At 73.7% G+C, this 21,905-nt stretch carries 19 protein-coding genes; 7 read left to right on the top strand and 12 right to left on the bottom strand.

Features of this window, described 5'->3' with window-relative positions; all coding sequences use genetic code 11:
- The first annotated feature begins 723 nt into the window (after positions 1-723).
- The 5 genes from ACGH2B_RS01830 to ACGH2B_RS01810 all read left to right on the top strand — a co-directional run bounded on the left by ACGH2B_RS01830 (position 724) and on the right by ACGH2B_RS01810 (position 6,262).
- On the top strand, positions 724-1,944 hold the full coding sequence (locus tag ACGH2B_RS01830) for a cytochrome P450 (protein WP_399082963.1): 1,221 nt from the start codon (positions 724-726) through the stop codon (positions 1,942-1,944).
- Positions 1,945-2,019: 75 nt separating this feature from the next.
- Positions 2,020-2,214 (top strand): ferredoxin, encoded by a 195-nt coding sequence (locus ACGH2B_RS01825; RefSeq protein ID WP_399082960.1) that lies wholly within the window; start codon positions 2,020-2,022, stop codon positions 2,212-2,214.
- On the top strand, positions 2,211-3,503 hold the full coding sequence (locus ACGH2B_RS01820; RefSeq protein WP_399082957.1) for an NAD(P)/FAD-dependent oxidoreductase: 1,293 nt from the start codon (positions 2,211-2,213) through the stop codon (positions 3,501-3,503). The genes ACGH2B_RS01825 and ACGH2B_RS01820 overlap by 4 nt, the downstream gene beginning before the upstream one ends.
- 20 nt (positions 3,504-3,523) lie before the next feature.
- The gene (locus ACGH2B_RS01815; protein ID WP_399082955.1) at positions 3,524-5,980 is read left to right on the top strand and encodes an ABC transporter; all 2,457 of its coding nucleotides are present in this window, start codon (positions 3,524-3,526) and stop codon (positions 5,978-5,980) included.
- A 69-nt stretch (positions 5,981-6,049) separates the two neighbouring features.
- Entirely contained in the window at positions 6,050-6,262 is a 213-nt protein-coding gene (locus ACGH2B_RS01810) for an EF-hand domain-containing protein (protein ID WP_399082952.1), read from the top strand.
- Between the two features lie 53 nt (positions 6,263-6,315).
- On the opposite strand, the gene ACGH2B_RS01805 is transcribed toward ACGH2B_RS01810, so the two are convergent.
- A complete protein-coding gene (locus ACGH2B_RS01805) occupies positions 6,316-8,691 on the bottom strand; it encodes a GH92 family glycosyl hydrolase (protein ID WP_399082949.1) in 2,376 nt (791 codons plus the stop codon).
- A gap of 401 nt (positions 8,692-9,092) precedes the next feature.
- On the opposite strand from ACGH2B_RS01805, the gene ACGH2B_RS01800 reads away from it, so the two are divergent.
- Positions 9,093-9,560: a hypothetical protein gene (locus ACGH2B_RS01800; RefSeq protein ID WP_399082946.1), complete on the top strand. Its 468-nt coding sequence runs from the start codon at positions 9,093-9,095 to the stop codon at positions 9,558-9,560.
- A gap of 67 nt (positions 9,561-9,627) precedes the next feature.
- Here the strand turns inward: ACGH2B_RS01800 and ACGH2B_RS01795 are convergent, their stop codons facing one another.
- The 5 genes from ACGH2B_RS01795 to ACGH2B_RS01775 form a co-directional block, all read right to left on the bottom strand.
- The gene (locus ACGH2B_RS01795) at positions 9,628-11,073 is read right to left on the bottom strand and encodes an amino acid permease (protein ID WP_399082943.1); all 1,446 of its coding nucleotides are present in this window, start codon (positions 11,071-11,073) and stop codon (positions 9,628-9,630) included.
- Between the two features lie 134 nt (positions 11,074-11,207).
- Positions 11,208-11,423 carry a dodecin gene (locus ACGH2B_RS01790; protein WP_399082940.1) on the bottom strand — a complete coding sequence of 72 codons (216 nt, stop codon included), beginning with the start codon at positions 11,421-11,423 and terminating at the stop codon, positions 11,208-11,210.
- A gap of 102 nt (positions 11,424-11,525) precedes the next feature.
- Positions 11,526-11,987 (bottom strand): universal stress protein, encoded by a 462-nt coding sequence (locus ACGH2B_RS01785; protein ID WP_399082937.1) that lies wholly within the window; start codon positions 11,985-11,987, stop codon positions 11,526-11,528.
- 66 nt (positions 11,988-12,053) lie between these two features.
- Entirely contained in the window at positions 12,054-12,785 is a 732-nt protein-coding gene (locus ACGH2B_RS01780; protein WP_399082934.1) for a PAS domain-containing protein, read from the bottom strand.
- A gap of 301 nt (positions 12,786-13,086) precedes the next feature.
- Positions 13,087-13,668, bottom strand: coding sequence for a DUF2165 domain-containing protein (locus ACGH2B_RS01775; protein ID WP_399082931.1), 582 nt, complete (start codon positions 13,666-13,668; stop codon positions 13,087-13,089).
- 200 nt (positions 13,669-13,868) lie between these two features.
- On the opposite strand from ACGH2B_RS01775, the gene ACGH2B_RS01770 reads away from it, so the two are divergent.
- Positions 13,869-14,906, top strand: a complete 1,038-nt coding sequence (locus ACGH2B_RS01770; RefSeq protein ID WP_399082928.1) for a phosphatidylinositol-specific phospholipase C domain-containing protein — start codon at positions 13,869-13,871, stop codon at positions 14,904-14,906.
- Between the two features lie 98 nt (positions 14,907-15,004).
- On the opposite strand, the gene ACGH2B_RS01765 is transcribed toward ACGH2B_RS01770, so the two are convergent.
- The 6 genes from ACGH2B_RS01765 to ACGH2B_RS01740 form a co-directional block, all read right to left on the bottom strand.
- Positions 15,005-15,910 (bottom strand): phosphatidylinositol-specific phospholipase C, encoded by a 906-nt coding sequence (locus tag ACGH2B_RS01765; protein ID WP_399082925.1) that lies wholly within the window; start codon positions 15,908-15,910, stop codon positions 15,005-15,007.
- A 136-nt stretch (positions 15,911-16,046) separates the two neighbouring features.
- Positions 16,047-17,009 (bottom strand): L-histidine N(alpha)-methyltransferase, encoded by a 963-nt coding sequence (egtD, locus tag ACGH2B_RS01760; RefSeq protein ID WP_399082922.1) that lies wholly within the window; start codon positions 17,007-17,009, stop codon positions 16,047-16,049.
- On the bottom strand, positions 17,006-17,761 hold the full coding sequence (gene egtC, locus ACGH2B_RS01755; protein WP_399082919.1) for an ergothioneine biosynthesis protein EgtC: 756 nt from the start codon (positions 17,759-17,761) through the stop codon (positions 17,006-17,008). Before egtC ends, egtD begins: the two co-directional genes overlap by 4 nt.
- Positions 17,762-17,796: 35 nt before the next feature.
- On the bottom strand, positions 17,797-19,113 hold the full coding sequence (gene egtB / locus ACGH2B_RS01750; protein WP_399082916.1) for an ergothioneine biosynthesis protein EgtB: 1,317 nt from the start codon (positions 19,111-19,113) through the stop codon (positions 17,797-17,799).
- Positions 19,110-20,405: an ergothioneine biosynthesis glutamate--cysteine ligase EgtA gene (gene egtA / locus ACGH2B_RS01745; RefSeq protein ID WP_399082913.1), complete on the bottom strand. Its 1,296-nt coding sequence runs from the start codon at positions 20,403-20,405 to the stop codon at positions 19,110-19,112. Before egtA ends, egtB begins: the two co-directional genes overlap by 4 nt.
- A 245-nt stretch (positions 20,406-20,650) precedes the next feature.
- On the bottom strand, positions 20,651-21,862 hold the full coding sequence (locus tag ACGH2B_RS01740; RefSeq protein WP_399082910.1) for a pyridoxal phosphate-dependent aminotransferase: 1,212 nt from the start codon (positions 21,860-21,862) through the stop codon (positions 20,651-20,653).
- Positions 21,863-21,905: the final 43 nt, after the last annotated feature.

The following is a 21,905-nucleotide window of genomic DNA, read 5'->3' as shown; positions in this document are numbered from 1 at the left end:
AGGCGGAAGCTGAGCCTGCCGGGTGAGCCCGCCGGGTGCGGAGCGCCGAGCACGCCGGGTGCCGAGGTCGAGGGGGTGGCGCGCGGGGGCGCCGAATCCGGGGGCGCAGGGCCGCGCCGAGCTTGCGGGGTGCGGGCCTTCGGGTGCTGGTCGGTGGAGTACCTGCGGGCGCCGGGCTCTGCCGGAGGGGCCGCAAGCCGAGCCCGCCGGAGGGGGAGTGCCGAGCCCTCAGGGCGCTGAGAGTGCGGGGCGCCGCACAGCGGGGGCGCCGAGCCTGCGGGGCGCCGGGTCTCCGGTGCCGGGGCCACCCGAGGGCGCAAGGAGGAGCCCGTCGGCCCGCCTTCGGACGGTCCCCCGACCCGCGCACGGCCTCGCACCGCACACGTCCTGTCCTGGCCGGCCGCCCCGGCCCCGCCCGGCCCCCGGCCTTCCGCCGTCCCGGCCCCCGGCCTTCCGCCGTCCCGGCCCCCGCCCGACGCCCCGCCCCTCGGGCTTCCCCGCGCACCCCTCCCGACCGGGCCTCGCCGAACTCGCCACCTCTCGGCCCGACATCTCGGCCCGATCACCGCTGATCCCCCGTCATCCCCGCACCTCCGCCCGGCGACCCGCCCGCCATCCCCCTCGGTTTACCTCCTCATTACGCGTGTAAGTTTACGCTTGTTAGGCGAGCGTCGGGGCTCCGGCGCCCGCTTCCGCCACCGCGCGTATCAGGAGCTGAGCGAGATGACTCTCACCGACGCCGTCCCGGCCCCCCTCCCCGTGCAGCCGCCGGAGGGCTGCCCCTTCGACCCGCCGCCCGAGTTCGCGGCGCTGCGTGCCGCCGAACCGCTCTCGCGGATCGCGCTGCCCGACGGCACCACCGCCTGGCTCGCCACCCGCTACGCCGACATCCGCGCGATCCTCGGCGACACCCGATTCAGCTCCGACACCACGCGCCCCGGCTACCCGCTCAGCGGCATGACCGGCGGCGCCCCCGCCGGACGGCGCGGCTTCATCCGCATGGACCCGCCCGAGCACACCCGGCTGCGCCGCATGGTCACCCGCGAGTTCATGGTCAAGCGCGTCGAGGCGCTGCGCCCGGAGATCCAGGCGCTCACCGACCGCCTCTGCGACGACCTGGAGGCCACCGTGCGCGCACACGGCCGCGCCGACCTCGTCGAAGCCCTCGCCCTGCCGGTGCCCTCACTCGTCATCAGCCTGCTGCTCGGCGTCCCGTACGACGATCACGACCTCTTCCAGCGGCTCACCGGCACCCTGCTCTCCCGCACCGTCACCGACGCCGAGCGCGAGGAGGCGCGGTGCGAACTCCGCGACTACCTCGACCGGTTGGTCACCGCGAAGGAGGCCGAGCCGGGCGACGACATCCTCGGCCGCCTCATCACCGAACAGCAGCGCACCGGCGAGATCACCCACGACGACGTCACCGCCTTCGCCGCCCTGCTGCTCATCGCCGGACACGAGACCACCGCCAACATGATCGGGCTGAGCGCCCTGACGCTGATGCGCGACGAGGAGAGCGCCCGGCAACTGCGCGAGGAACCGGCGCTCATCCGCGGCGCCGTCGAGGAACTGCTCCGCTTCCACAGCATCATCCGCAACGGCCCGCGCCGCGTCGCCACCGCCGACATCGAGATCGGCGGCCACCTCATCCGCGCCGGTGAGGGCGTCGTCGTCGCCGTCCCCTCCGCCAACCGTGACGAGGAGACGTTCCCCGAGGCCCACCGCCTCGACATCCGCCGCCCCAACGCCCAGCACCACGTCGCCTTCGGCTACGGCATCCACCAGTGCCTGGGGCAGGCGCTGGCCCGCGTCGAACTCCAGGTCGTGCTCGCCACCCTGCTGCGCCGCTTCCCCGGCCTGCGGCCCGCCGAACCGCTGGACGCCATCCCGTTCCGCACCGACATGTCGATCTACGGCTGCCACGCCCTGCCGGTCACCTTCTGACGGCGGTACCGTCCTTCCGCCGGACCCTCGGAACGTACGCACCAACAGACCCACCGAACACAGGAGTTACCTGCCATGAAGATCACTCTTGACGCCGACAAGTGCTGCGCCGCCGGTCAGTGCGTGCTCGTCGCCCCCGAGGTCTTCGACCAGCGGGACGAGGACGGCGTCGTCGTGCTGCTCGACGACGCGCCGCCCGCCGAGCAGCACGACGCGGTCCGCGAGGCGGCCGCCCTCTGCCCCGCCGCCGTCATCGAGCTGCACGCGTGAGCGCCCGCCCCCTCGCCGTCGTCGGCGCCTCCGCCGCCGGACTGGCCGCCGCCGAGACGCTGCGCCGCTCCGGCTGGCGGGGCCCGCTGACCCTGATCGGCGACGAACCCCACCTGCCGTACGACCGGCCGCCGCTGTCCAAGCAACTGCTGCACGGCACCTGGGAGCGCGAGAAGCTGCTGCTGCGCACCGCCGACCAGCTCGCCCCGCTCGACCTCGACCTGCGGCTCGGCACCCGCGCCACCGGCCTGGACGCCGCCACCCGCACCCTGACGCTCGACGGCGGCGAACGCCTCGCCTGCGCCGGGGTGATCGTGGCCACCGGCGTCACCGCCCGCACCCTGCCCGGCGCGGACGGCCTCGACGGCGTCCTGACCCTGCGCACCCTCGACGACGCGGTGGCGCTCCGCGCCCGGCTCTCCGGCACCGGCCACCGCCTCGTCGTCGTCGGCAACGGCGTCCTCGGCTGCGAGGCCGCCGCCGTCGCCCGGGAGCTGGGGCACGACGTCACCCTCGTCGGCCGCGACCCCGTCCCGATGGCGCGCGCCGTCGGGCCCGAGGTCGGCACGCTGCTCGCCGAGGAGCACCGCACCCGCGGCGTCCGCCTGGTCACCGGCGACGTCGCGGAGTTCCTGACCGGCCCGGTACCCGGCACGGCCGGCGGGGTCCGGCTCACCGACGCCACCGAACTGCCCGCCGACACCGTCCTGCTGGCCATCGGCTCCGCACCGGCCGTCGGCTGGCTGCGCGGCGAGCCCGCCCTCGACACCACCGACGGACTGCGCTGCGACGCGTACTGCGCGGCGGCCCCCGGCATCTACGCCGCCGGGGACGTGGCCCGCTGGGACCACCCGCTGCACGGCGCCCCGCTCCGCTTCGAGCACCGGATGAACGCCACCGAGCAGGGCATGGCCGCCGCCCGCAACCTCCTGGCCGAACTCGCCGCGGAACAGACCCCCGGTGCCCCCGCCGCCGAGGACGCCCCGGACGCCACGCCCGCACCCGAGCGCCGCCCGTTCGCCCCCGTGCCGTACTTCTGGTCCGACCAGTACGGCATCAAGCTCCAGGCGTACGGACTCACCGCGGGCGCCGACCGGACGGAGACCGCCGTCCTGGACCGCGCCGCCCGCAGCGCCGTCGCCCTCTACGGACGCGACGGCGCCGCCACCGGCGTCCTCGCCGCCGGACTGCCGCCCCGCCAGGTGCGGGCGCTCCGCGCCGTCGTCGCCACGCCGCTGCCCTGGGAGGAGGCACGCGCCCGCACCCGGGCGGTCATCGCCCCCGCCTGACGGTGCCCGATCATGGAGGGATGACCGACTCGTACGTACGGGTGCGCGGCGCCCGTGAGCACAACCTCCGCACCGTCGATGTGGACATCCCGAGGGACGCGCTGGTCGCGTTCACCGGGGTGTCCGGATCGGGCAAGTCCTCCCTGGCCTTCGGCACCCTCTACGCCGAGGCGCAGCGCCGCTACTTCGAATCGGTCGCCCCGTACGCCCGCCGGCTGATCCACCAGGTCGGCGCGCCCAAGGTCGATCAGGTCAGCGGGCTGCCGCCGGCCGTCGCCCTGGAGCAGCGCCGCTCCGCGCCGTCCGCCCGCTCCTCCGTCGGCACCGTCACCACCCTCTCCAACTCGCTGCGGATGCTCTTCTCCCGCGCCGGTGACTACCCCGAGGGCGCCGCCCGCCTCGACTCCGACGCCTTCTCGCCCAACACCGCGGCCGGCGCCTGCCCGCGGTGCCACGGTCTTGGGCGCGTCCACCGCGTCACCGAGGACTCCCTCGTCCCCGACCCGTCGCTGACCATCCGCGAGGGCGCCGTCGCCGCCTGGCCCGGCGCCTGGCAGGGCAAGAACCTCCGCGACATCCTCGCCACCCTCGGCCACGACATCGACCGGCCCTGGCGCGACCTGCCGCCCGCCGACCGCGAGTGGATCCTCTTCACCGACGAACAGCCCGTCGTCACCGTCGAACCGGTCCGCGAAGCGGGCCGCATCCAACGCCCGTACAAGGGCCAGTACATGAGCGCCCGCCGCTATGTGCTGCACACCTTCGCCGATTCCAAGAGCGAGACGCTGCGCACCCGGGTCCGCGGCTTCATGATCACCGAACCGTGTCCGGCGTGCGGCGGACGGCGGCTGCGCCCCGAGGCGCTGGCCGTCACCTTCGCCGGCCACGACATCGCCGAACTGGCCGCCCGCCCGCTCGGCGCGCTCGCCGCCCTGCTCGCGCCCACCGCGCACCGCGACGACGAGGGCGTCGCCGCCACCCTCGCCCGCGACCTCGTCGCCCGCATCGAGGTCCTCACCGAACTCGGCCTCGGCTACCTCGCCATGGACCGCCCCGCGCCCTCCCTCTCCGCCGGGGAACTCCAGCGCCTGCGCCTCGCCACCCAGCTCCGCTCCGGCCTCTTCGGCGTCGTCTACGTCCTCGACGAACCCTCCGCCGGACTCCACCCCGCCGACACCGAATCCCTCCTCGGCGTCCTCGGACGGCTCAAGGAGGCGGGCAACTCCCTCTTCGTCGTCGAACACGACATGGACGTGGTGCGCAGCGCCGACTGGCTGGTCGACGTCGGTCCGCGCGCCGGTGAGCACGGCGGCCGCATCCTGCACAGCGGGCCCGTCGCCGCGCTCGCCGACGCCACGGAGTCCGCCACCCGCCGCTTCCTCTTCGACCCCGCGCCGCCCCCGCAGCGCACCCCCCGCACGCCCACCGGCACCCTCGCGCTGCGCGGCGTCACCCTCCACAACCTCCGCGAGCTGGACGCCGACTTCCCGCTCGGCGTCTTCACCGCCGTCACCGGCGTCTCCGGCTCCGGAAAGTCCACCCTCGTCACCCGGGTCCTGGCCGACGCCGTCCGCGACCACCTGGGGGCGGCGGAGGAACCGGCCGCCCCGGACGACGGCAACGCCGAGGACGCGGACGGCGACCGCGCCCGGATCGCCTCCGTGACGGGCCTGTCCGCCGTCGGCCGGCTGGTCCGCGTCGACCAGAAGCCCATCGGCCGCACCCCGCGCTCCAACCTCGCCACCTACACCGGCCTCTTCGACGCGGTCCGCAAGGTCTTCGCCGCCACCGACGAGGCCCGCGCCCGCGGCTACACCGCCGGCCGCTTCTCCTTCAACGTCGCCGCCGGACGGTGCGAGACCTGCCAGGGCGAAGGCTTCGTCGCCGTCGAACTCCTCTTCCTGCCCGGCACCTACGCCCCCTGCACCGCCTGCCACGGCGCCCGCTACAACCCCGAGACCCTGGAGATCACCTTCCGCGGCCGGACCGTCGCCGACGTCCTCGCGATGACCGTCGACGCCGCCGCGGAGTTCCTCGCCGACGTCCCCGCCGCCGCCCGCAGCCTGCGCACCCTGCGCGAGGTGGGCCTGGGCTACCTGCGGCTCGGCCAGCCCGCCACCGAACTCTCCGGCGGCGAGGCCCAGCGCATCAAACTCGCCACCGAACTCCAGCGCACCCGCCGCGGCCACACCCTCTACCTCCTCGACGAGCCCACCACCGGCCTGCACCCCGCCGACACCGAGGTACTCCTGCGCCAACTGCACGGACTGGTGGACGCCGGACACACCGTCGTGGTCGTCGAACACGACATGGGCGTGGTCGCCGGCGCCGACCACGTCATCGACCTCGGGCCCGGCGGCGGCGCGGACGGCGGCAGGATCGTCGCCGCCGGCACCCCCCAGCAGGTCGCGGCCGCCCCCGGCAGCCGCACCGCCCCCTACCTCGCCCGCGCCGGGGCCCGCCCGGCGGGCGGCTGACCGGCCCCGTTAATGTACGCAGGTCATATCAGCGACACGGATCGTCCAGCACACGAAGGGGGCACTCGCATGGCAGACATCGAGAAGGCCAGGGAGCAGTTCGCGCGGTTCGACGGGGACGGCGACGGCCTGGTCACCGCCGATGAGTTCAAGCGCGCCATGGCGGAGATGGGCGACCCGTTCGTCACCGGCCCGATCGCCGAGTCCGTCATCAAGGCCAAGGACACCGACGGCGACGGCCGGATGTCCTTCGACGAGTTCTGGACCGCGCTCCAGGGCTGACCACGCCCGCCCGGGGCGGACGGCACACCCGCCGCCCGCCCCGGACGCCGCCCTCAGCCCGCGCGGCCCGGCCGTACGCCCGCCGGGTCCATCGGCGGCGGCGCGTCCGCCGCGCCGGTGCCCCACCCGGACGGCGATCCGCCCACGGTGAACGCCAGCTCCCGCGCCCCGCGCAGCTCCCCGGTCGTCAGATACGTCCGCTGCCGCGCGACGCCGTCGAGCCGTACCGACCGCACATAGCGGTCGTGCGCCGACGTACCGGGCGCCGTCACGGTGAAGCGGCCCGCCGGGTAGAACGCCCGGTCCAGCCGCAGGTCGACGCGGTCGAAGACCGGAGTGCTCAGCCCCCAGGTGTCGGTGCCGGGCTGCACGGGGAACACCCCGATCGACGACAGCACCATCCACGCCGACATCGTCCCCAGATCGTCGTTGCCGGTCATCCCGGTCGGCGCGTCCGTGAACAGCGTCAGCGCCGCGTGCACCACATCCGTCGTCTTCCACGGCTGACCGGTGGAGAGATACGTGTACGGCGCGATGAGGTCCGGCTCGTTCTGCGGGTTGTACTTGTCCGCGTTGTAGTAGTCGTACGGCCCGTTGACCCACACCTCGCGCGCGGTCCGCTCCGGGTCCTTCAGCAGCGCGCCGTAGGCGAAGAAGGAGTCCAGCCGCTCGGTCGCCTTCTCCTTGCCGCCGATGAGGGAGAGCATCCCGGGCAGATCCTGCGGCACCAGCCACTGGTACTGCCACGCCGTGCCCTCGTGGAACCCCTCGCTCTTCGCCGGATCGGCGGGCCCGGTGAACGCGCCCCGCCCGTCCCGTGCCCGGAAGAAGCCGGTCGAGGCGTCGAAGACCTTCCGGTAGTTCTGCGCCCGCGCCGCGTACCGGTCGGCGTCCGCGTCATGCCCCAGATCGCGCGCCATCCGCGCCAGCGCCGCGTCCGCCAGGGCGTATTCGAGCGTCGCCGACCCGCCGTGGTCGAAGTCGGAGTCCCCGGGCTTGGCGTGCGGACGCCCCTTGAGGAACGGGACGAAACCGTTCCTGAGGTACTCCGCGTTGCCCTCCCGGCCCACCGCCGGGGAATCGGCCGGCGGCACCCCGTCGGCGTTCCGCTTCAACGCCGCGTACGCCTCCTCCTCGTGCCCGGCGAGCAGCCCCTGCCGGTAGGCGTTGGTCAGGAACGGCGTCACCGGATCGCCGGTCATGATGTTCGTTTCGACCGTGCCGTAGCCCCACTTGGGCAGCCAGCCGCTCTCCTCGCCGGCCCGCAGCACCGACAGCGCCATGTCCCGCGACTCCCGCGGCGCGAGCAGCGCCAGGAGCTGCGCCTGGGTGCGGTAGGTGTCCCACAGCGACCAGTTCTGGTAGTACGTGAACCCGCGTGCGGTGTGAACGCGCTGGTCCCAGCCCCGGTAGCGGCGGTCCACATCCATCCCGGTGTTGGGCGCGAGGAACGAGCGGTACAGCGACGAGTAGAACGTCCGCCGCAGCACCGGATCGCCGCCGGCCACCCGCACCTGCCCCAGGCGCCGCTCCCACGCCGCGTCCGCCGCGGCCCGCGCCCGGTCGAAGGACGTCCCGCCCTCCGCCCGCAGATTGCGCGCCGCGCCCGCCGCGTCCACATAACTGATCGCGGTGGCCGCCTCGACGGTGCGGCCCTTCCGGGTGTCGAAGCGGACGTACGCACCGTGCCGCCCCGCCGCCGTCGAATCCGCCGAACCGGGCGTCACCGTGTCGCCCCGCCACGTCCCGTAGGAGGCGAACGGCCGGTTGAAGCGGGTGAGCGTGTACACCGTGTACGGCCGGGTGTCCTGGCAGAAGCCGCGGCCGGTGACGGCGGTGCGCACGGTGTGCGAGTCCAGCACCTCGACCCGGCTGGAGACCACCTCGTGCAGCGCCTGACCGGCGTTGAGCAGCACATTCGCCTTCTCCGTCGCCGGGAAGACATACCGCTGCCGCCCGGTGTGCGCGGTCGCGGTCAGCTCCGCGCCGATCCCGCCGTACGACGTGAGCTCGACGCGGTACGAGCCGGGGCGGGCCGACTCGCCGTCATGGCTGAAGGCCGCGGCGTACTTGGCGTAGTCGGTCTCGGTGACGTCGCCGGTGGTCGGCAGCGTCGGCAGATCGCCGCCGAGACCGCAGCCGACGCCGGAGATGTGCACGGCACTGAAGCCGCGGATGTGGTCGTCGTCGTAGTCGTAGCCCGTGGTGTGGCCGGTGTCGGGGGAGAGCTGCACCATCCCGAACGGCACGGCCGCGCCCGGGTAGGTGTTGCCGTCGTTACGGCTGCCGATGAAGGTGTTGACCAGGTCGGTGAGGCGGCCGGACGGCGGCGCGGCCTGCGCGGCGGGGGCTGCGAGCGCACCCCCGACGAGCGCGGCCGCCAGCACCGCACCGGCGGTACGCAGCCGGGTGCGACGGGGCCATGGCATGGGTGGACCTCCGGGGTGAGCGCGGCGCGGCCCACCGGACGCGGCCGGGCACCGGGGCGCGCGGCAGGGCGGCGGGCCGGCACCACGGGAGCCGACAACGTTGTCAGGGCGGGCTCATTCTTGGGGGCGGCCCGGGGCCCGTCAAGAGGGCCCGGCGGCCTTCGGTAACGGAAGACCGCCATCGGATGTCTTGACGATGACACGTCAAAAAAGTCGGCGGCGTGGCCTTGTCCTCTGCGCGGGGCCGTGTCTGAATGGGCTCCGCATTCAGGTTGCTGAACACACGTCAGATCCGTGTGCCGGCACGGGACCGCGCCCGCGGCCCCGCGCGGACGCCCGCCGCACCCCACCGGGCGCCCCGGCCTTTCGTCCCCCCCCCCCCACGCGAAGGCGGACCCCACATGAGACACGGCAAGCTCGGCATCGGCAGCGCACTCGCCGTCGGCGCGGCACTCGCCGGCACCCTCGCCATGGCCCCGGCCGCCGGTGCGGTGGACCCCGACACCGCCACCATCGGCTTCGACTGCGGCAGCTACGGCAAGGGCACCGCCACCCTCACCGCCACCCAGGACGGCACCGCCGCCACCATCAGCGTCTCCACCTCGGCCGTCACCGCGCCCATGGATGTGGCCGAGAACTCCGTCAATTCCACCCTCACCCTCACCAAGAACGGGTCGGACACCGCCACCTTCAGCGGCAGCTCCAACCCGAAGATCCCCTCCGGCAGCGCCGTCAGCACCGGCCCGCTCACCGGCACCGTCGCCTCCGGCGACAAGCTCGAAGCCACCTCCCTGAAGGTCGTGGTCTTCGGCATCACCGCCACCTGCAAGGCCACGAGCGCCCAGGACCCGGGCCCGTTCGTCTTCTGACCCGCCACGCACGGAAGACGGCGGGCCCCGGGAAGCCCCCCGGGGCCCGCCGTCCGGCCGTGCGCCGTCAGCCCGTTCCGCCGCCCGGACCGGCGGCCCGCCGGGCCGCCTTTCCGACCTCCGAGCGCCGGTAGGAGTAGCCGAAGTAGACGATCAGGCCGATCAGGAACCACACCACGAACCGCACCCAGGTCTGCCACTCCAGGAACGTGATCAGCCAGAGCGAGAAGAGCACCCCGAGTGCCGGCACCACCGGCATCCCCGGTGTGCGGAACGTCCGCGGCAGATCAGGGCGCTTGTACCGCAGCACGATCACCGCGACGCAGACCACCACGAACGCCAGCAGGATGCCGATGTTGGTCAGCTCCGCGGCCTCGCCGATCGGCAGGAAACCGGCGATGGCCGCCGACGCCACCCCGACGATCCAGGTCACCCGGGTCGGTACGTGCCGCGTCGGATGTGTCTTCGCGAACCACTTCGGCAGCAGCCCGTCCCGGCTCATCGAGAACCACACGCGGGTCACGCCCAGCATGAAGGTGAACATCACGGTGAGGATGCCGATGATCGCACCGACCGCGATGACGTCCGCGATGCTGCTCAGCCCTACCGACTTGAACGCCGACGAGAAGCCGCTCTCCGGATCGATGTCCTTGTAGTTCTGCATGCCCGTCAGCACCAGGCACGCCAGGACGTACAGCACCATCGAGATGACCAGCGAGTAGATGATCGCCTTCGGCATGTGGCGCTGCGCGTCCTTCGACTCCTCGGCCGCCGTGCTCATCGCGTCGTAGCCGAAGACGGCGAAGAAGACGGTGGCGGCGCCGGTGAACGCGCCGCTCACGCCGAACGGGAAGAACGGGTGGTAGTTCGCCGTCCTGATGTGGAAGAAGCCGACGGCGATGACACCGACCACCACCAGGACCTTCAGCCCCACCACGATCATCTCGAAACGGGCCGCGTTCTTGATGCCCAGCGTCAGCAGATAGGCGATCAGCAGGCAGAGGACCGCGGCGAAGAGGTCCACCCGGTGGCCCGGACCGGTGCCGGGCGCGCCCAGCATCCAGGCCGGCAGCGTCGCCCCCATCTCGCCCACCAGGAAGCTGAAGTAGCCGGAGATGCCGATGGCGACCACCGCCACGATCGCGGTGTACTCCAGCAACAGATCCCAGCCGATGAACCAGCCCGCCAGCTCACCGAGGACCGCGTAGCCGTAGGTGTACGCCGATCCGGCCTTCGGGATCAGTCCGGCGAACTCCGCGTACGAGAACGCCGCCGCGGCGCTGGCGATGCCCGCGATCAGGAAGGAGATCAGCACGGCGGGCCCGGCCTTGCCGTTGGCGACCGTACCGGCCAGCGTGAAGATGCCGGCGCCGATGATGCCGCCGACGCCGATCGCGGTGAGCTGCCACAGACCCAGCACCCGTGTCAGTTGCTGGGCCGAGCCGCCCTCCGCCTCCTCGATGTGCTCGATCGGTTTGCGGCGCAGTACACCGTGTCCTGGGCGCAGCCCCATTGGTGACCTCCGTACCCTCCGTCGTGGCCTGACGGCGGCTCATGATGGACCCTCGGTGGCCGGCGGGGAAGGTGCCTCCCCGGGCTGTTCACGCCGGCCGGGCGAGGAGATCACCGGGGCATGCCGGGACGGAGTCAGTCCGTCTCCTCCAAGCGGAATCCGACCTTGAGACAGACCTGGTAGTGCTCGATCTCGCCGTCGGAGAGGTTCCCGCGCACCTGGGAGACCTCGAACCAGTCGAGGTTGCGCAGGGTCTGCGAGGCGCGCCGTACGCCGTTGCGGATCGCGGCGTCGACGCTCTCGTGGGACGTGCCGACGATCTCCGTCACACGGTAGGTGTGGTTCGTCACGGTGGTCTCCCTGGCCGGGGCGGCGCTCCGCCCGTGCCCTCTCACCGTGCCCCAGCTCCGCCCGGCCCACCAGCGGGATTGACCCGCCCGGAGCCGTCCCCCCTACGGGACGACCGTCACCGGCCAGCGCCCGGTCTTCACCAGCCGGACCGCGACCGACCCCATGATGCGGTGCCCGGCCGACTCCGAGGCGCCCACGACCACGGCGTCCGCCCGCAGCTCGTCGGCCATCTGCACCATCCCGGCGTACGGGTCGCCGCGCAGCGTGTGGAACTCCCAGCGCATGTGGTAGATGCCCTGGAGCCGCTCCACGGAGCGGCGGATCTCCGCCATCAGCTCCTCGGCCACCTCATGGGTGGTGTCGACGACCGGCGCGCCCATCGCCGCCCCGGCGGCCAGCATCGGCTGGATGTACACCAGCGCCAGCTTCGCGCCCTGGCGGCGGGCCAGCCCGGCGGCGTAGGCGGCGGCGCGCCACGACGAGCCGGAGCCGTCGATGCCGACGACGATGACCTTCGGGCCGTCCGTACCGCGCTCGAACACGGGCTGCTGCTTGTCCTCCACACCTCGAGGTTATCCGTACGTCTGTCCGTACGGGCGGCCGGGACCGGGTGTCCGTACGGCGCGCGGTCAGACGGCGCGCGGCGGCCAGCTCCCCGGCTCCAGGACGCCCAGCACATAGGCGCGGGCCACCAGCGCGGTCCGGCCCTGGACCCGCCAGCGGCGCGCCAGCCGGGAGAGGTGGTAGTTGACGCCGTCGACGGTCAGCCCCAGCGCGGAGCCGATCGCCGCGGTCGTGGCCCCGCCCGCGGCCAGCGCCAGGATCCGGCCCTCGACCGGGCTGACCCGGCCGCGCGGCGCGGGCGGCGGTGCCGCCGGCTCGCGCACCTTCAGCAGCGCCAGCAGCGCCGGGGGGCGGGCCGACGGATCGCCCACCGGGTCGAGGGACAGCTCACCCTGGCGCGCCACCCCGTCCGTCCCCCGCCAGCCCACCGCCACCGGGTAGCGCGAGCGGCGGCCCAGCCGCAGCGCCTCCGTCAGCCGGTCCAGTTGCGCCGTGTCCCGGGGCCGGAAGAGGTCCAGGAGGTTGCGGCCGCAGAGCCGGCCGGGGGCGACGCCCCACTCGCCGGCCATCGCCGGGTTCGCGATCAGCACCCCGCCGTCCGCCCGGCACACCGCGATCGGGGTGGGGAGCCGGTCGAGCAGGGTCAAAAAGTGGTTGCGCCAGGAGTTGTGCGGGCCCTTGCCGGGGGTGCCCGGCGGGGGGAACGCCACGCCCTCCGCCGCGATCTCCGCGGCTTTGGTACAGCCTCTGTCCGGTGTTCCGCTGCGCACCGTACCCGCCTCGGCTCCGTCCGCCATGCCCTGCCGACCCTTCCTCGTCCCGCCTCGGAACGGCGGGGAAAACCACTGCACAATCATGCAGTGGCGGGCGCGGGCCGGGTACCCCTATAGCCGCAGCACGCCGCGGTGACCTGCGCGGGTGTCCGTCCGGCGGCCGCGGATTAGGGGTTGTGCCAGGGGTTCACGTGCCGGGGCCGCGGCTCGTGAGGGGCCGGCTCCGTGCCGGGGCTGCGGCCGGCCGGGCGTCCTCGCGTACGGGGTCGTGACGTCCGGCGGCTGTCCCGGGGCAGCCGCCGGACGGTGAGGGCGGCCCGGCCCGTCAGCCGTCCGCCCGGCCCACGGGAAGATCCCGGGCCGCCCGCGGTTCCGCGTCCCGGGCCGAGGGAGCGGTGTCCGTCCCCCGGCGTCCGGTCGCCTGCACCACCAGCAGGGCCAGACCCGCGACGGTGACGTTCCGGGTCGCCGCGTCCAGCCCGTTCCACTGCTTCGACTGCCACATCGCGAACCACTCGCCGCCCACCGCGAGGAACCCGGCGCCGAACAGCACCAGCACCATCAGCAGCCCGGCCACCGCCGCCGTCCGCGCCCGCCCGGGGGAGCCCCGCCGCAGCCGCAGCGCCCACCACCCCGCGCCGATCGCCAGCAGCGCCGCGGCCACCGTTTCCCAGACGATGATCGCCACATACGCGCCGTCCTGCACCGTGCGGGAGGTCACCGCCCGCCACATCAGGTCCTCGTCCCGGAACGTCGTGTCCATCGCCAGGACATGGCGGACGAACTCCTGGTTGGTGGCGAAATCGGTGATGTTGCCGAACGCGACGAGCGCCATGTACAGCGCGACGATCCCGGTCAGCACGACCGCGGCGGCCGGTGAACCGCCCCGCGTGGCCCGTTCGGACACTGTTCCTCCCCTGGTCGGCCGGGCCCCGGTGGCCACGGCCCGTGCAGCCTGCCACGACCGCCGCCCGAACGTGCCCGACCTGCCGCCGCCCGCCCTCACCGGGCGTCAACTCCCGTACGCTGCTGACCGTTCGACCGGGTGAGCGACCGGTGGACGGCGGCGCGGTGCGCGGTCGCGGAGCGAGCGGAAGAGCGGGACGGATGAAAAAGGTGTGGGCCGCGGGAGCGGTGGCCGTGGCGGCGGCCGGACTGATCACGGTGGCGGCCACCGCGGGCGCGCAGACGGCCCCGGCGACATACGCCACCAGTACCTCCGTCGGCGTCCACAACGCCTACGAGAAGGACAAGTACCCCTACTTCGCCGACGCGTTGGACTCCGGCGCCTCCCTCATCGAGGTCGATGTGTGGACCAACGGCTTCGGCCGCTCCTGGCGCGTCTCGCACAACAACCCGCTCGGCGACAACAGCAACTGCGAGGGTGCCACCACCCCGGCCGAACTCCGCACCAAGGAACGCGACCAGGACTTCGCCGGCTGCCTCGCCGACATGCGCGCCTGGCACGACGCGCACCCCGGCCACCGGCCGGTGCTCATCAAGGTCGAGATGAAGGACGGCTTCAACGACAAGGGTGGCCGCGGTCCCGCCGCCTTCGACACACTGGTCCGGCAGAAGCTGGGCGACGCGGTCTACGGCCCCGGCGACCTGACCGCCGGGCACGCCACCCTGGACGAGGCGGTGCGCGCCGGCGGCTGGCCCGGACGCGACGCCCTCAAGGGGAAGTTCCTCTTCGAGCTGATCCCCGGCACCGTCGAGGAGAAGAACCCCCTCGACAAGCTCTGGACGGACGTCGAGTACGCCGGCCACCTCAAGGACCTCGCAGCCAAGGGCACGTTGTCGCAGGCCACGGCCTTCCCCGCGGTGCACGGCGCGGCCGGCGGCGACCCCCGGAGCCGGTACGGGGACGCGTCGCTGCGCCCGTGGTTCGTGATGTTCGACGGTGACGCCTCGACGTACCTCGCCGACGGGATCGACACCGCCTGGTACGACACCCGCCACTACCTGCTGATCATGACGGACGCCCACAAGGTGGCCCCGGAGATCGACGGGACGAAGCCCGGCGAGAGCGAGGCGCTGGCCCGCGTCCGCCAACTCGCCGGCGCGCACGCCAGCTTCGCCACCGCCGACTGGTATCCGCTGCCGTCCGTCCTCAAGGCCGTCGAGCCGCGCGGCGGTTCCTGACCGGCGGGCCCGGAACCGGCGCGCTCAACGGGGCCCCGGCGCGGACCGCTCCGCCCGAACGGGCGGCACGGCCCCGCGCCGGGGCCCTGCGGCGCCGCTCACACCAGCGCGTCCCCGACGTTGTGCCGGATCAAGGTCTCGGCCAGACCGGTCTCGTTGGGGAAGTCCATCGGGACGATGCCGAGCCCCTGCCAACCGGCGCCCTCACCCTCCAGCAGGCTCTTGACCTGCGGGTTGAGGCGGTCCGCGTTGGAGCGGGGCGGCAGCAGCGCCGCGGTGGAGACATAGTTGACGAACAGCTTCCCCGGCTCCGCGACGGCCTTGCGGAACTGCGCCTCGATCTTCGGGAACTTGCCGATCGGCTCCGTCATGTAGTCGTCCTGGATGTCGAACAGCTCCGACGCGCCGTAGCGCACGCCCGGCATGTCGTCGGCGTCGGCCAGCAGTACGACCCGGCCGCGCGCCTCGCCCAGCGCCGGCAGGCCGCCGTCCAGCCGGAACAGGGAGCGGTAGCCCTTGCCGTCGAGGTAGATGTCGAAGATCCGGCGGAACTCCTCCGCCGGTACCTCGGAGTACTCCTGCTGCACCCGCATCAGCACCGTCTCCGACGGCTGCGCCGCCAGGAAGTCCCGGCAGGCGTTGAGCACATCGCCGAACATCAACTCCTGGTAGAACGCGCCGTGATGGATGGCGAAGACGTCGTCGATGGCGCGGCAGCGGATGTCGAGGAAGCGGATGCCGCTCGCCAACTGCTCACCGATCGAGGTGTTCTGGCACTCCGTCCAGGGGCCGCCGTGCCGGGCGCCCGAGTCGTGGGTGCCCGGGATCGACAGCCGCTGCACGGGCGTGGCGTCGCCGACCGCCGCCAGCCAGTTCTGCGCGGAGACCGTCGCCGTGCGGCGGTCCGGCGCGGCCACCGCGGCACCCGCTCCCGCGCCCGCCAGCATTCCCGCGCCCGCCAACGCGGCCGCGCCCTTGAGGAAACCCCGCCGATCCAGCCCCATGCCGACACCCTGCCCTGGTCCGTGGTACGCCCGGACCTACCGGTGCGTACAGGTGATCGAGGTATCGAACCACACGGGCCCGCCGCACGGCACCCGTGCGGCGGGCTTCACAAGGCGGGGGAGGGGGCGGATCCGGTCAGCGGCGTACCGAGAGCGACAGGGCGAAACGCCCGGCCGCATCCGTCCACCAGTGCGTCAACTCCATTCCGGCAGCGGCCAGTTCACCGCGTACGCCCGCCTCGCGGAACTTCGCGGAGACCTCGGTGCGCAGTTCCTCACCCGCGGTGAACGGCACCGCCAGGCCCAGCTCCGGGATCTTCACCGTCAGCGCCCGGCGGGCGCGCAGCCGCATCTCGATCCAGGCGTCCTCGGCGTTCCACCGGGCGAGGTGGGTGAAGTCGTCCGGGTCGAAATCGGCGTTCAGCTCGCGGTTGATGACGTGCAGGACGTTCTTGTTGAACGCGGCGGTGACGCCCTGCGGATCGTCGTACGCCGCGACCAGCGTCGCCTCGTCCTTGACCAGGTCCGTGCCGAGCAGCAGCGCGTCGCCCGGGGCGAGCAGGGTGTGCATGTCGCGCAGGAACACGGCGCGTTCGGCGGGCAGCAGATTGCCGAGGGTGCCGCCGAGGAACGCCAGCAGCCGCGGGCCCGGTGTGTCCGGCAGCGTCAGCCCGTGCTGGAAGTCGGCGACCAGCGCGTGCACCGTCAGCCCGGGGTGCTCGGCGAGCAGTGAACGGCCGGCCGCCTCCAGAGCGGACGCGCTGACGTCGACCGGGACGTAGGTCTCCAGCGTCTCCAGCGCGCCGATGAGGTGGCGGGTCTTGTCCGACGAGCCGGAGCCCAGCTCGATCAGGGTGCGGGCGCCCGTCGCCGCGGCGATCGCGCCGGACCGGGCCAGCAGGATCTCCCGTTCGGCGCGGGTCGGATAGTAGACCGGCAGCCGGGTGATCTCGTCGAACAGCTCGCTGCCGCGGGCGTCGTAGAACCACTTCGGCGGCAGCTCCTTGGGGCTGCGGGTCAGCCCGCGCCGGACATCGGCGCGCAGCGCCGCCGCGGTGGCGTCGGCGGGCAGGGCGGTGGTGAGGGAGAAGGGGCTCACGGTGTGTGCTCCTCGAGCGGGGTGAGGTGGACGCCGCCGCGGGTGGCCCGCAGCAGGGTGCCGTCGGGCACCTCGGTCCAGTGGGGGGAGTCGTCGAACGGCTCGGAGGCGACGACCGTGCCGCCGCCCGGGACCGCCAGATGGAAGAGGGTGTCGCCCCAGGTGGTGGCGGCGATGGTGACGCCGTCGGTCAGCAGGAACGTCAGCCGGGAGCCGGGCGCCGCCTCGGCCACCGCCGTGACGGTGTGCGCCAGCGCCTGCCCCATGTCGTCGCCCGAGGCGAGCCGGTGGCGGATGAGGGCCCAGCAGAACGCGGCGTCGCAGCGGGCCGCCAGCCGCAGCAGATCGGCCGGCGGCAGCGACGCGGTGAGCGGCGCCAGCGAATCCGGCCAGCCGCGTACCGCGCCGTTGTGGCTGAAGAGGTGCCCGTCACCGGTGTACGGCGCGGCCGCCGCCTCGGCGTCGGCGCCCGACTCGGTGGCGTCCCGCACCGCGGCCAGCAGCGCGCCGGTGCGGACCACCCGCGCGATGCCGGGCAGGCACTCGTCGGCCCAGATCGGGCCGGCGCGGCGGTAGCGGGCCGGTTCGGGATCGCCCGGCGCGTACCAGCCGACGCCGAAACCGTCGGCGTTGACCGTGCCGTGGCGCTGGTGACGCGGCGCCCACGACTGGTGGTACAGGCCGTGCGGCGGATCCAGGACGATCTGCCGGACGGGCACGGGCGGGCCCACGTAGGCGAGATGACGGCACATCGCTCACCGCCCTCCCCGCGGCGGGCCGGGGCGCCTCACGCTTCCCCTGGGGCGGCGTCGCGGGCGGTGCGGAACCCGGCGAAGATCTGCCGCCGCACCGGCAGGTCCCAGTTGCGGAACGTGCCCCGGCAGGCCACCGGATCGACGGCGAACGAACCGCCCCGCAGCACCTTGTACGCCCCGCCGAAGAACACCTCCGAGTACTCCCGGTAGGGGAACGCGGCGAACCCCGGGTACGGCAGGAAGTCATCGGCGGTCCACTCCCACACATCGCCGATCAACTGCCCGACGCCCAGCGGCGAACGGCCCTCGGGGTAGCTGCCGACCGGGGCGGGCCGCAGATGGCGCTGGCCGAGGTTGGCGTGGCCGGGCTCCGGGTCCGCGTCGCCCCACGGGTAGCGGCGGGAGCGGCCGGACGCCGGATCGTGCCGGGCGGCCTTCTCCCACTCGGCCTCGGTGGGCAGCCGCCGCCCCGCCCAGCGCGCGTAGGCGTCCGCCTCGTACCAGCTTATGTGCAGCACCGGCTCGTCCGGCGGCACCTCCTCGACGGTGCCGAAGCGGCGGCGCAGCCAGCTCTCGCCGTCGCGCCGCCAGAACAGCGGGGCGCGCAGGCCGTGTTCGCGGACCTGCGCCCAGCCCTCGGCGGCCCACCAGCGCGGCTCGTCGTACCCGCCGTCCTCGATGAAGCGCAGGTAGGCGGCGTTGCTGACGGGCGCGGTGTCGAGGTGGAACGGCGCCACGACGCGGGGGTGCGCGGGCCGTTCGTTGTCCAGCGCCCACGGCTCGGTGGAGGTGCCCATGGTGAACGGGCCGCCGGGGACCAGGACCTCGGCGGGCAGCGGGCCGCCGGTGGCGCCCGGGGGCTCGGGCGCGGTGAGGACGGCCGGGCCGCGGCGTAGCTGATGGGTGATGAGCATCGTCTCGTCGTGCTGCTGCTCGTGCTGGGCGATCATGCCGAACGCGAAGGCGGCGTCGAGCAGCGGACCGCCGCGCAGCGCGGAGCCCTCCAGCACGTCCAGGACCCGGCCGCGGACCTCGGCGACATAGCCGTGCGCCTCGGCGGGGCCCAGCAGCGGCAGCGACGGGCGGCTGGCGCGGGGGTGCGCGAACGCGTCGTAGACGGTGTCCAGCTCCGGGCGGAGCGCGTCACGGCCGCCGACGGTGCGCAGCAGCCACTGCTCCTCCTGATTGCCGATGTGCGCGAGGTCCCACACCAGCGGCGACATGAGCGGGGAGTGCTGGGCGAGCAGATCGGGCTCCTCGACGCAGCCGGTCAGCAGGTGGGTGCGGTCGCGGGCGGTGAGCAGCGCGGTGGCGGCGCGGGACCGCAGCGCCTCGGGATCGTGGGTCACGGGCTGTCCTTCCCGGAGAGGGGGCCGGCCTCGGGTGACCCCGTGGCGGCCATGGTGTCCAGGGCGTCCAGGTGATCATCGGCGGGGCAGCGGCCCCGGGCGACGTAGCGCGCGGTGAACGCGTCGACGGCGCCTTTGACCTCGGGGGTGGCGCCCAGCCGGGGCAGCGCCTCGCGTGCGGCGTCGAAGCAGGTCAGCGCGGCGGCGTGCAGCTCCGGATCGGTCAGCGCGGCGCGCGCCGCCCGGCGCCACAGCGGATTACGGGGCGCGGGACGGCTGCCGGCGGTCTCCGCGAGGGGCTTGACCGCGCGGTAGGCCCGCTCGGCGGCCTCGGGATCGTCGAACAGCGCGGCGGTGACGGCCAGCGGGACCACCCAGCCGTGCTCACCGGCCTGCGCGTCGATCATCCGCAGCTCCAGATGGCCGCGCGGGCGCACCGGCGGGAACAGCGTGGTGACGTGGTAGTCGAGATCCTCCAGGGTCGGTGGCCGGGGCGTCCCGCCGTGGACCCAGTCGCGGAAGGTGAGGCCCTCGGGGGCGTCCCAGGGCCCGTCCGGCCCGCGGATGCACATCACCGGGGCGTCGAGGACGTAACGGGCCCAGGCGGCGCGCGGATCGTCGTCCTGCGGCGGGGCGAGGGTGCGTGCCGGGTCGAGCTGGGACCACACGAGCTGCCGGGTGGTGCGGTAGCCGGTGGGGCACCCCTCGCTGGTGGGGGAGTTGGCGAACGCGGCGGACAGGACGGCGCCGAGCAGATGCGCCATCAGCCAGCGGCGGCCCAGACCCAGCGGCCCGGGCTCCTCGTGGCCGGCGTCGACGCAGACCTGCACCGATGCGGTGGCGCACATCATGGAGCGCCCGGCCGGGCCCCAGCGGTCGAAGTACGCCTCCATCGTGTCGTACCGGGGCTCGGTGAGGATCCGGCTGGGGGCGTGCCAGGGGTTGTGGCCGTGACCGGCGAGGCCCAGACCGTGGGCGCGGATGACGGGCCGGACCCGCGCGAGGTCGGCGGCGACCGTCTCCACGCAGGACATCAGGGAGGTCGCGGGCGGGGAGCTGAGCTCCAGTTGACCGCCCGGTTCGAAGGTGAGGAGGGAGGTGAGGGGGAGCTCCCGCAGCGCGTCGGCGACGGCGTGCAGCCGGGACGGTGCGACCGGACATCGAGGGGTGCGGGCATCGTGGACCAGCCACTCCGTCTCGACGCCGATCCGGCGGGGCGGGCCGGTCTTGAAGCAGATGCCGCGCAGATGAGCTTCGAGTTCGGCTTCGGCGACCACGGAACGTACGGGCATCGCTTCCCTCATTCCTCCGGTGCGGCTGGGCTGCCGCCCTCCACCTAAGCCGCTGTGGCGCGTGTGCTCAAGGGGGCTTCGGGCCCCGGGAAAGGCGGGCACCGCCCGGCTGCCCCGGGGCGGTGCGGCGCACCGGGGGAGCGGGCCGCCACCTGGTGGCACGGCCGTCCGGGTGAGGGGCGGGGTGGTGACCCGGGGCGGGCCGGGTACCGCCCGCCCCGGGGCCGCCCCGTCCGTATGGCCGGTCATTGGCGGTATCCGGCGAGGAAGCGGCCGATGCGGCGGATCGCGGCGTCCAGGTCGTCGGCGTGCGGGAGGGTGAGGATGCGGAAGTGGTCCGGTCGCGGCCAGTTGAAGCCGGTGCCCTGAACGACCTGGATCTTCTCCCGCAGCAGCAGATCCAGGACGAACTTCTCGTCGTCGTGGATCGCGTGGACCTTCGGGTCGAGCCGGGGGAAGGCGTAGAGCGCGCCCCGGGGTTTGACGCAGGAGACGCCGGGGATCTCGTTCAGCCGCTCCCACGCCACGTCCCGTTGCTCCCGGAGGCGGCCGCCGGGCAGGACCAGCTCCTCGATGCTCTGGCGGCCGCCCAGCGCGGCCTGGACGGCGTACTGCGCGGGCGCGTTGGGGCACAGCCGCATGGCGGCGAGGGTGCCCAGGCCCTCCAGGTAGTCGGCGGCGTGCTGCCGCGGCCCGGAGACCACCAGCCAGCCGGAGCGGAAACCGGCGACGCGGTACGCCTTGGACAGCCCGCTGAAGGTCAGACAGACCAGGTCGGGGGCGAGCGCCGCGGCGTGGTGGTGGATCTCGCCGTCGTAGAGGATCCGGTCGTAGATCTCGTCGGCGAAGACCAGTAGCTGATGGCGGCGGGCGAGGTCGAGCATGCCCTCCAGCAGTTCGCGGGGGTAGACGGCGCCGGTGGGGTTGTTGGGGTTGATGATCACCAGTGCGCGGGTGCGGTCGGTGATCTTGGAGGCGAGGTCGTCGAGATCCGGCAGCCAGTCCGCCGACTCGTCGCAGAGGTAGTGCACCGCCTTGCCGCCGGCGAGGTTGGTCACCGCCGTCCACAGTGGGAAGTCGGGGGCCGGGATGAGGACTTCGTCGCCGTCGTCGAGCAGCGCCTGGACGGCCATGGAGACCAGCTCGGAGACGCCGTTGCCCAGGTAGACGTCGTCGACGCCGACCTCGGGCAGACCCCGGCCCTGGTAGTGCTGGGCCACCGCGCGCCGGGCGGCGAGGATGCCGCGTGACTCGGTGTAGCCGTGCGCCCGGGAGAGGTTGCGGATCACGTCCTGGAGGATCTCCTCGGGCGCCTCGAAACCGAACAGCGCGGGATTTCCGGTGTTCAGCCGCAGCACGCTGTGTCCGGCCTCCTCCAGCGCGTCGGCGTGCTCGATCACCGGGCCCCGGATCTCGTAGCAGACCTCGGCCATCTTGCTGGACTGCTTGAACTGCATACGGCGGCCTCCCCTTCGTCGTTCACCGGGCGTGGTGGCCGGG

The organism is Streptomyces sp. BBFR2 (assembly GCF_044497305.1).
In the GTDB taxonomy this organism is placed as follows: Bacteria; Actinomycetota; Actinomycetes; order Streptomycetales; family Streptomycetaceae; genus Streptomyces.
Note: the sequence above shows the minus strand (reverse complement) of the source record. Positions and strands in the feature narration are given on the sequence as shown.

Excerpts from the sequence above, each read along its gene's own strand:
- ACGH2B_RS01830 (WP_399082963.1), top strand. The coding sequence starts at position 724 with ATGACTCTCACCGACGCCGTCCCGGCCCCCCTCCCCGTGCAGCCGCCG.
- ACGH2B_RS01825 (WP_399082960.1), top strand. The coding sequence starts at position 2,020 with ATGAAGATCACTCTTGACGCCGACAAGTGCTGCGCCGCCGGTCAGTGC.
- ACGH2B_RS01815 (WP_399082955.1), top strand. The coding sequence starts at position 3,524 with ATGACCGACTCGTACGTACGGGTGCGCGGCGCCCGTGAGCACAACCTC.
- ACGH2B_RS01810 (WP_399082952.1), top strand. The coding sequence starts at position 6,050 with ATGGCAGACATCGAGAAGGCCAGGGAGCAGTTCGCGCGGTTCGACGGG.
- ACGH2B_RS01805 (WP_399082949.1), bottom strand. The coding sequence starts at position 8,691 with ATGCCATGGCCCCGTCGCACCCGGCTGCGTACCGCCGGTGCGGTGCTG.
- ACGH2B_RS01800 (WP_399082946.1), top strand. The coding sequence starts at position 9,093 with ATGAGACACGGCAAGCTCGGCATCGGCAGCGCACTCGCCGTCGGCGCG.
- ACGH2B_RS01795 (WP_399082943.1), bottom strand. The coding sequence starts at position 11,073 with ATGGGGCTGCGCCCAGGACACGGTGTACTGCGCCGCAAACCGATCGAG.
- ACGH2B_RS01780 (WP_399082934.1), bottom strand. The coding sequence starts at position 12,785 with ATGGCGGACGGAGCCGAGGCGGGTACGGTGCGCAGCGGAACACCGGAC.
- ACGH2B_RS01770 (WP_399082928.1), top strand. The coding sequence starts at position 13,869 with ATGAAAAAGGTGTGGGCCGCGGGAGCGGTGGCCGTGGCGGCGGCCGGA.
- ACGH2B_RS01765 (WP_399082925.1), bottom strand. The coding sequence starts at position 15,910 with ATGGGGCTGGATCGGCGGGGTTTCCTCAAGGGCGCGGCCGCGTTGGCG.
- egtC (WP_399082919.1), bottom strand. The coding sequence starts at position 17,761 with ATGTGCCGTCATCTCGCCTACGTGGGCCCGCCCGTGCCCGTCCGGCAG.
- egtA (WP_399082913.1), bottom strand. The coding sequence starts at position 20,405 with ATGCCCGTACGTTCCGTGGTCGCCGAAGCCGAACTCGAAGCTCATCTG.
- ACGH2B_RS01740 (WP_399082910.1), bottom strand. The coding sequence starts at position 21,862 with ATGCAGTTCAAGCAGTCCAGCAAGATGGCCGAGGTCTGCTACGAGATC.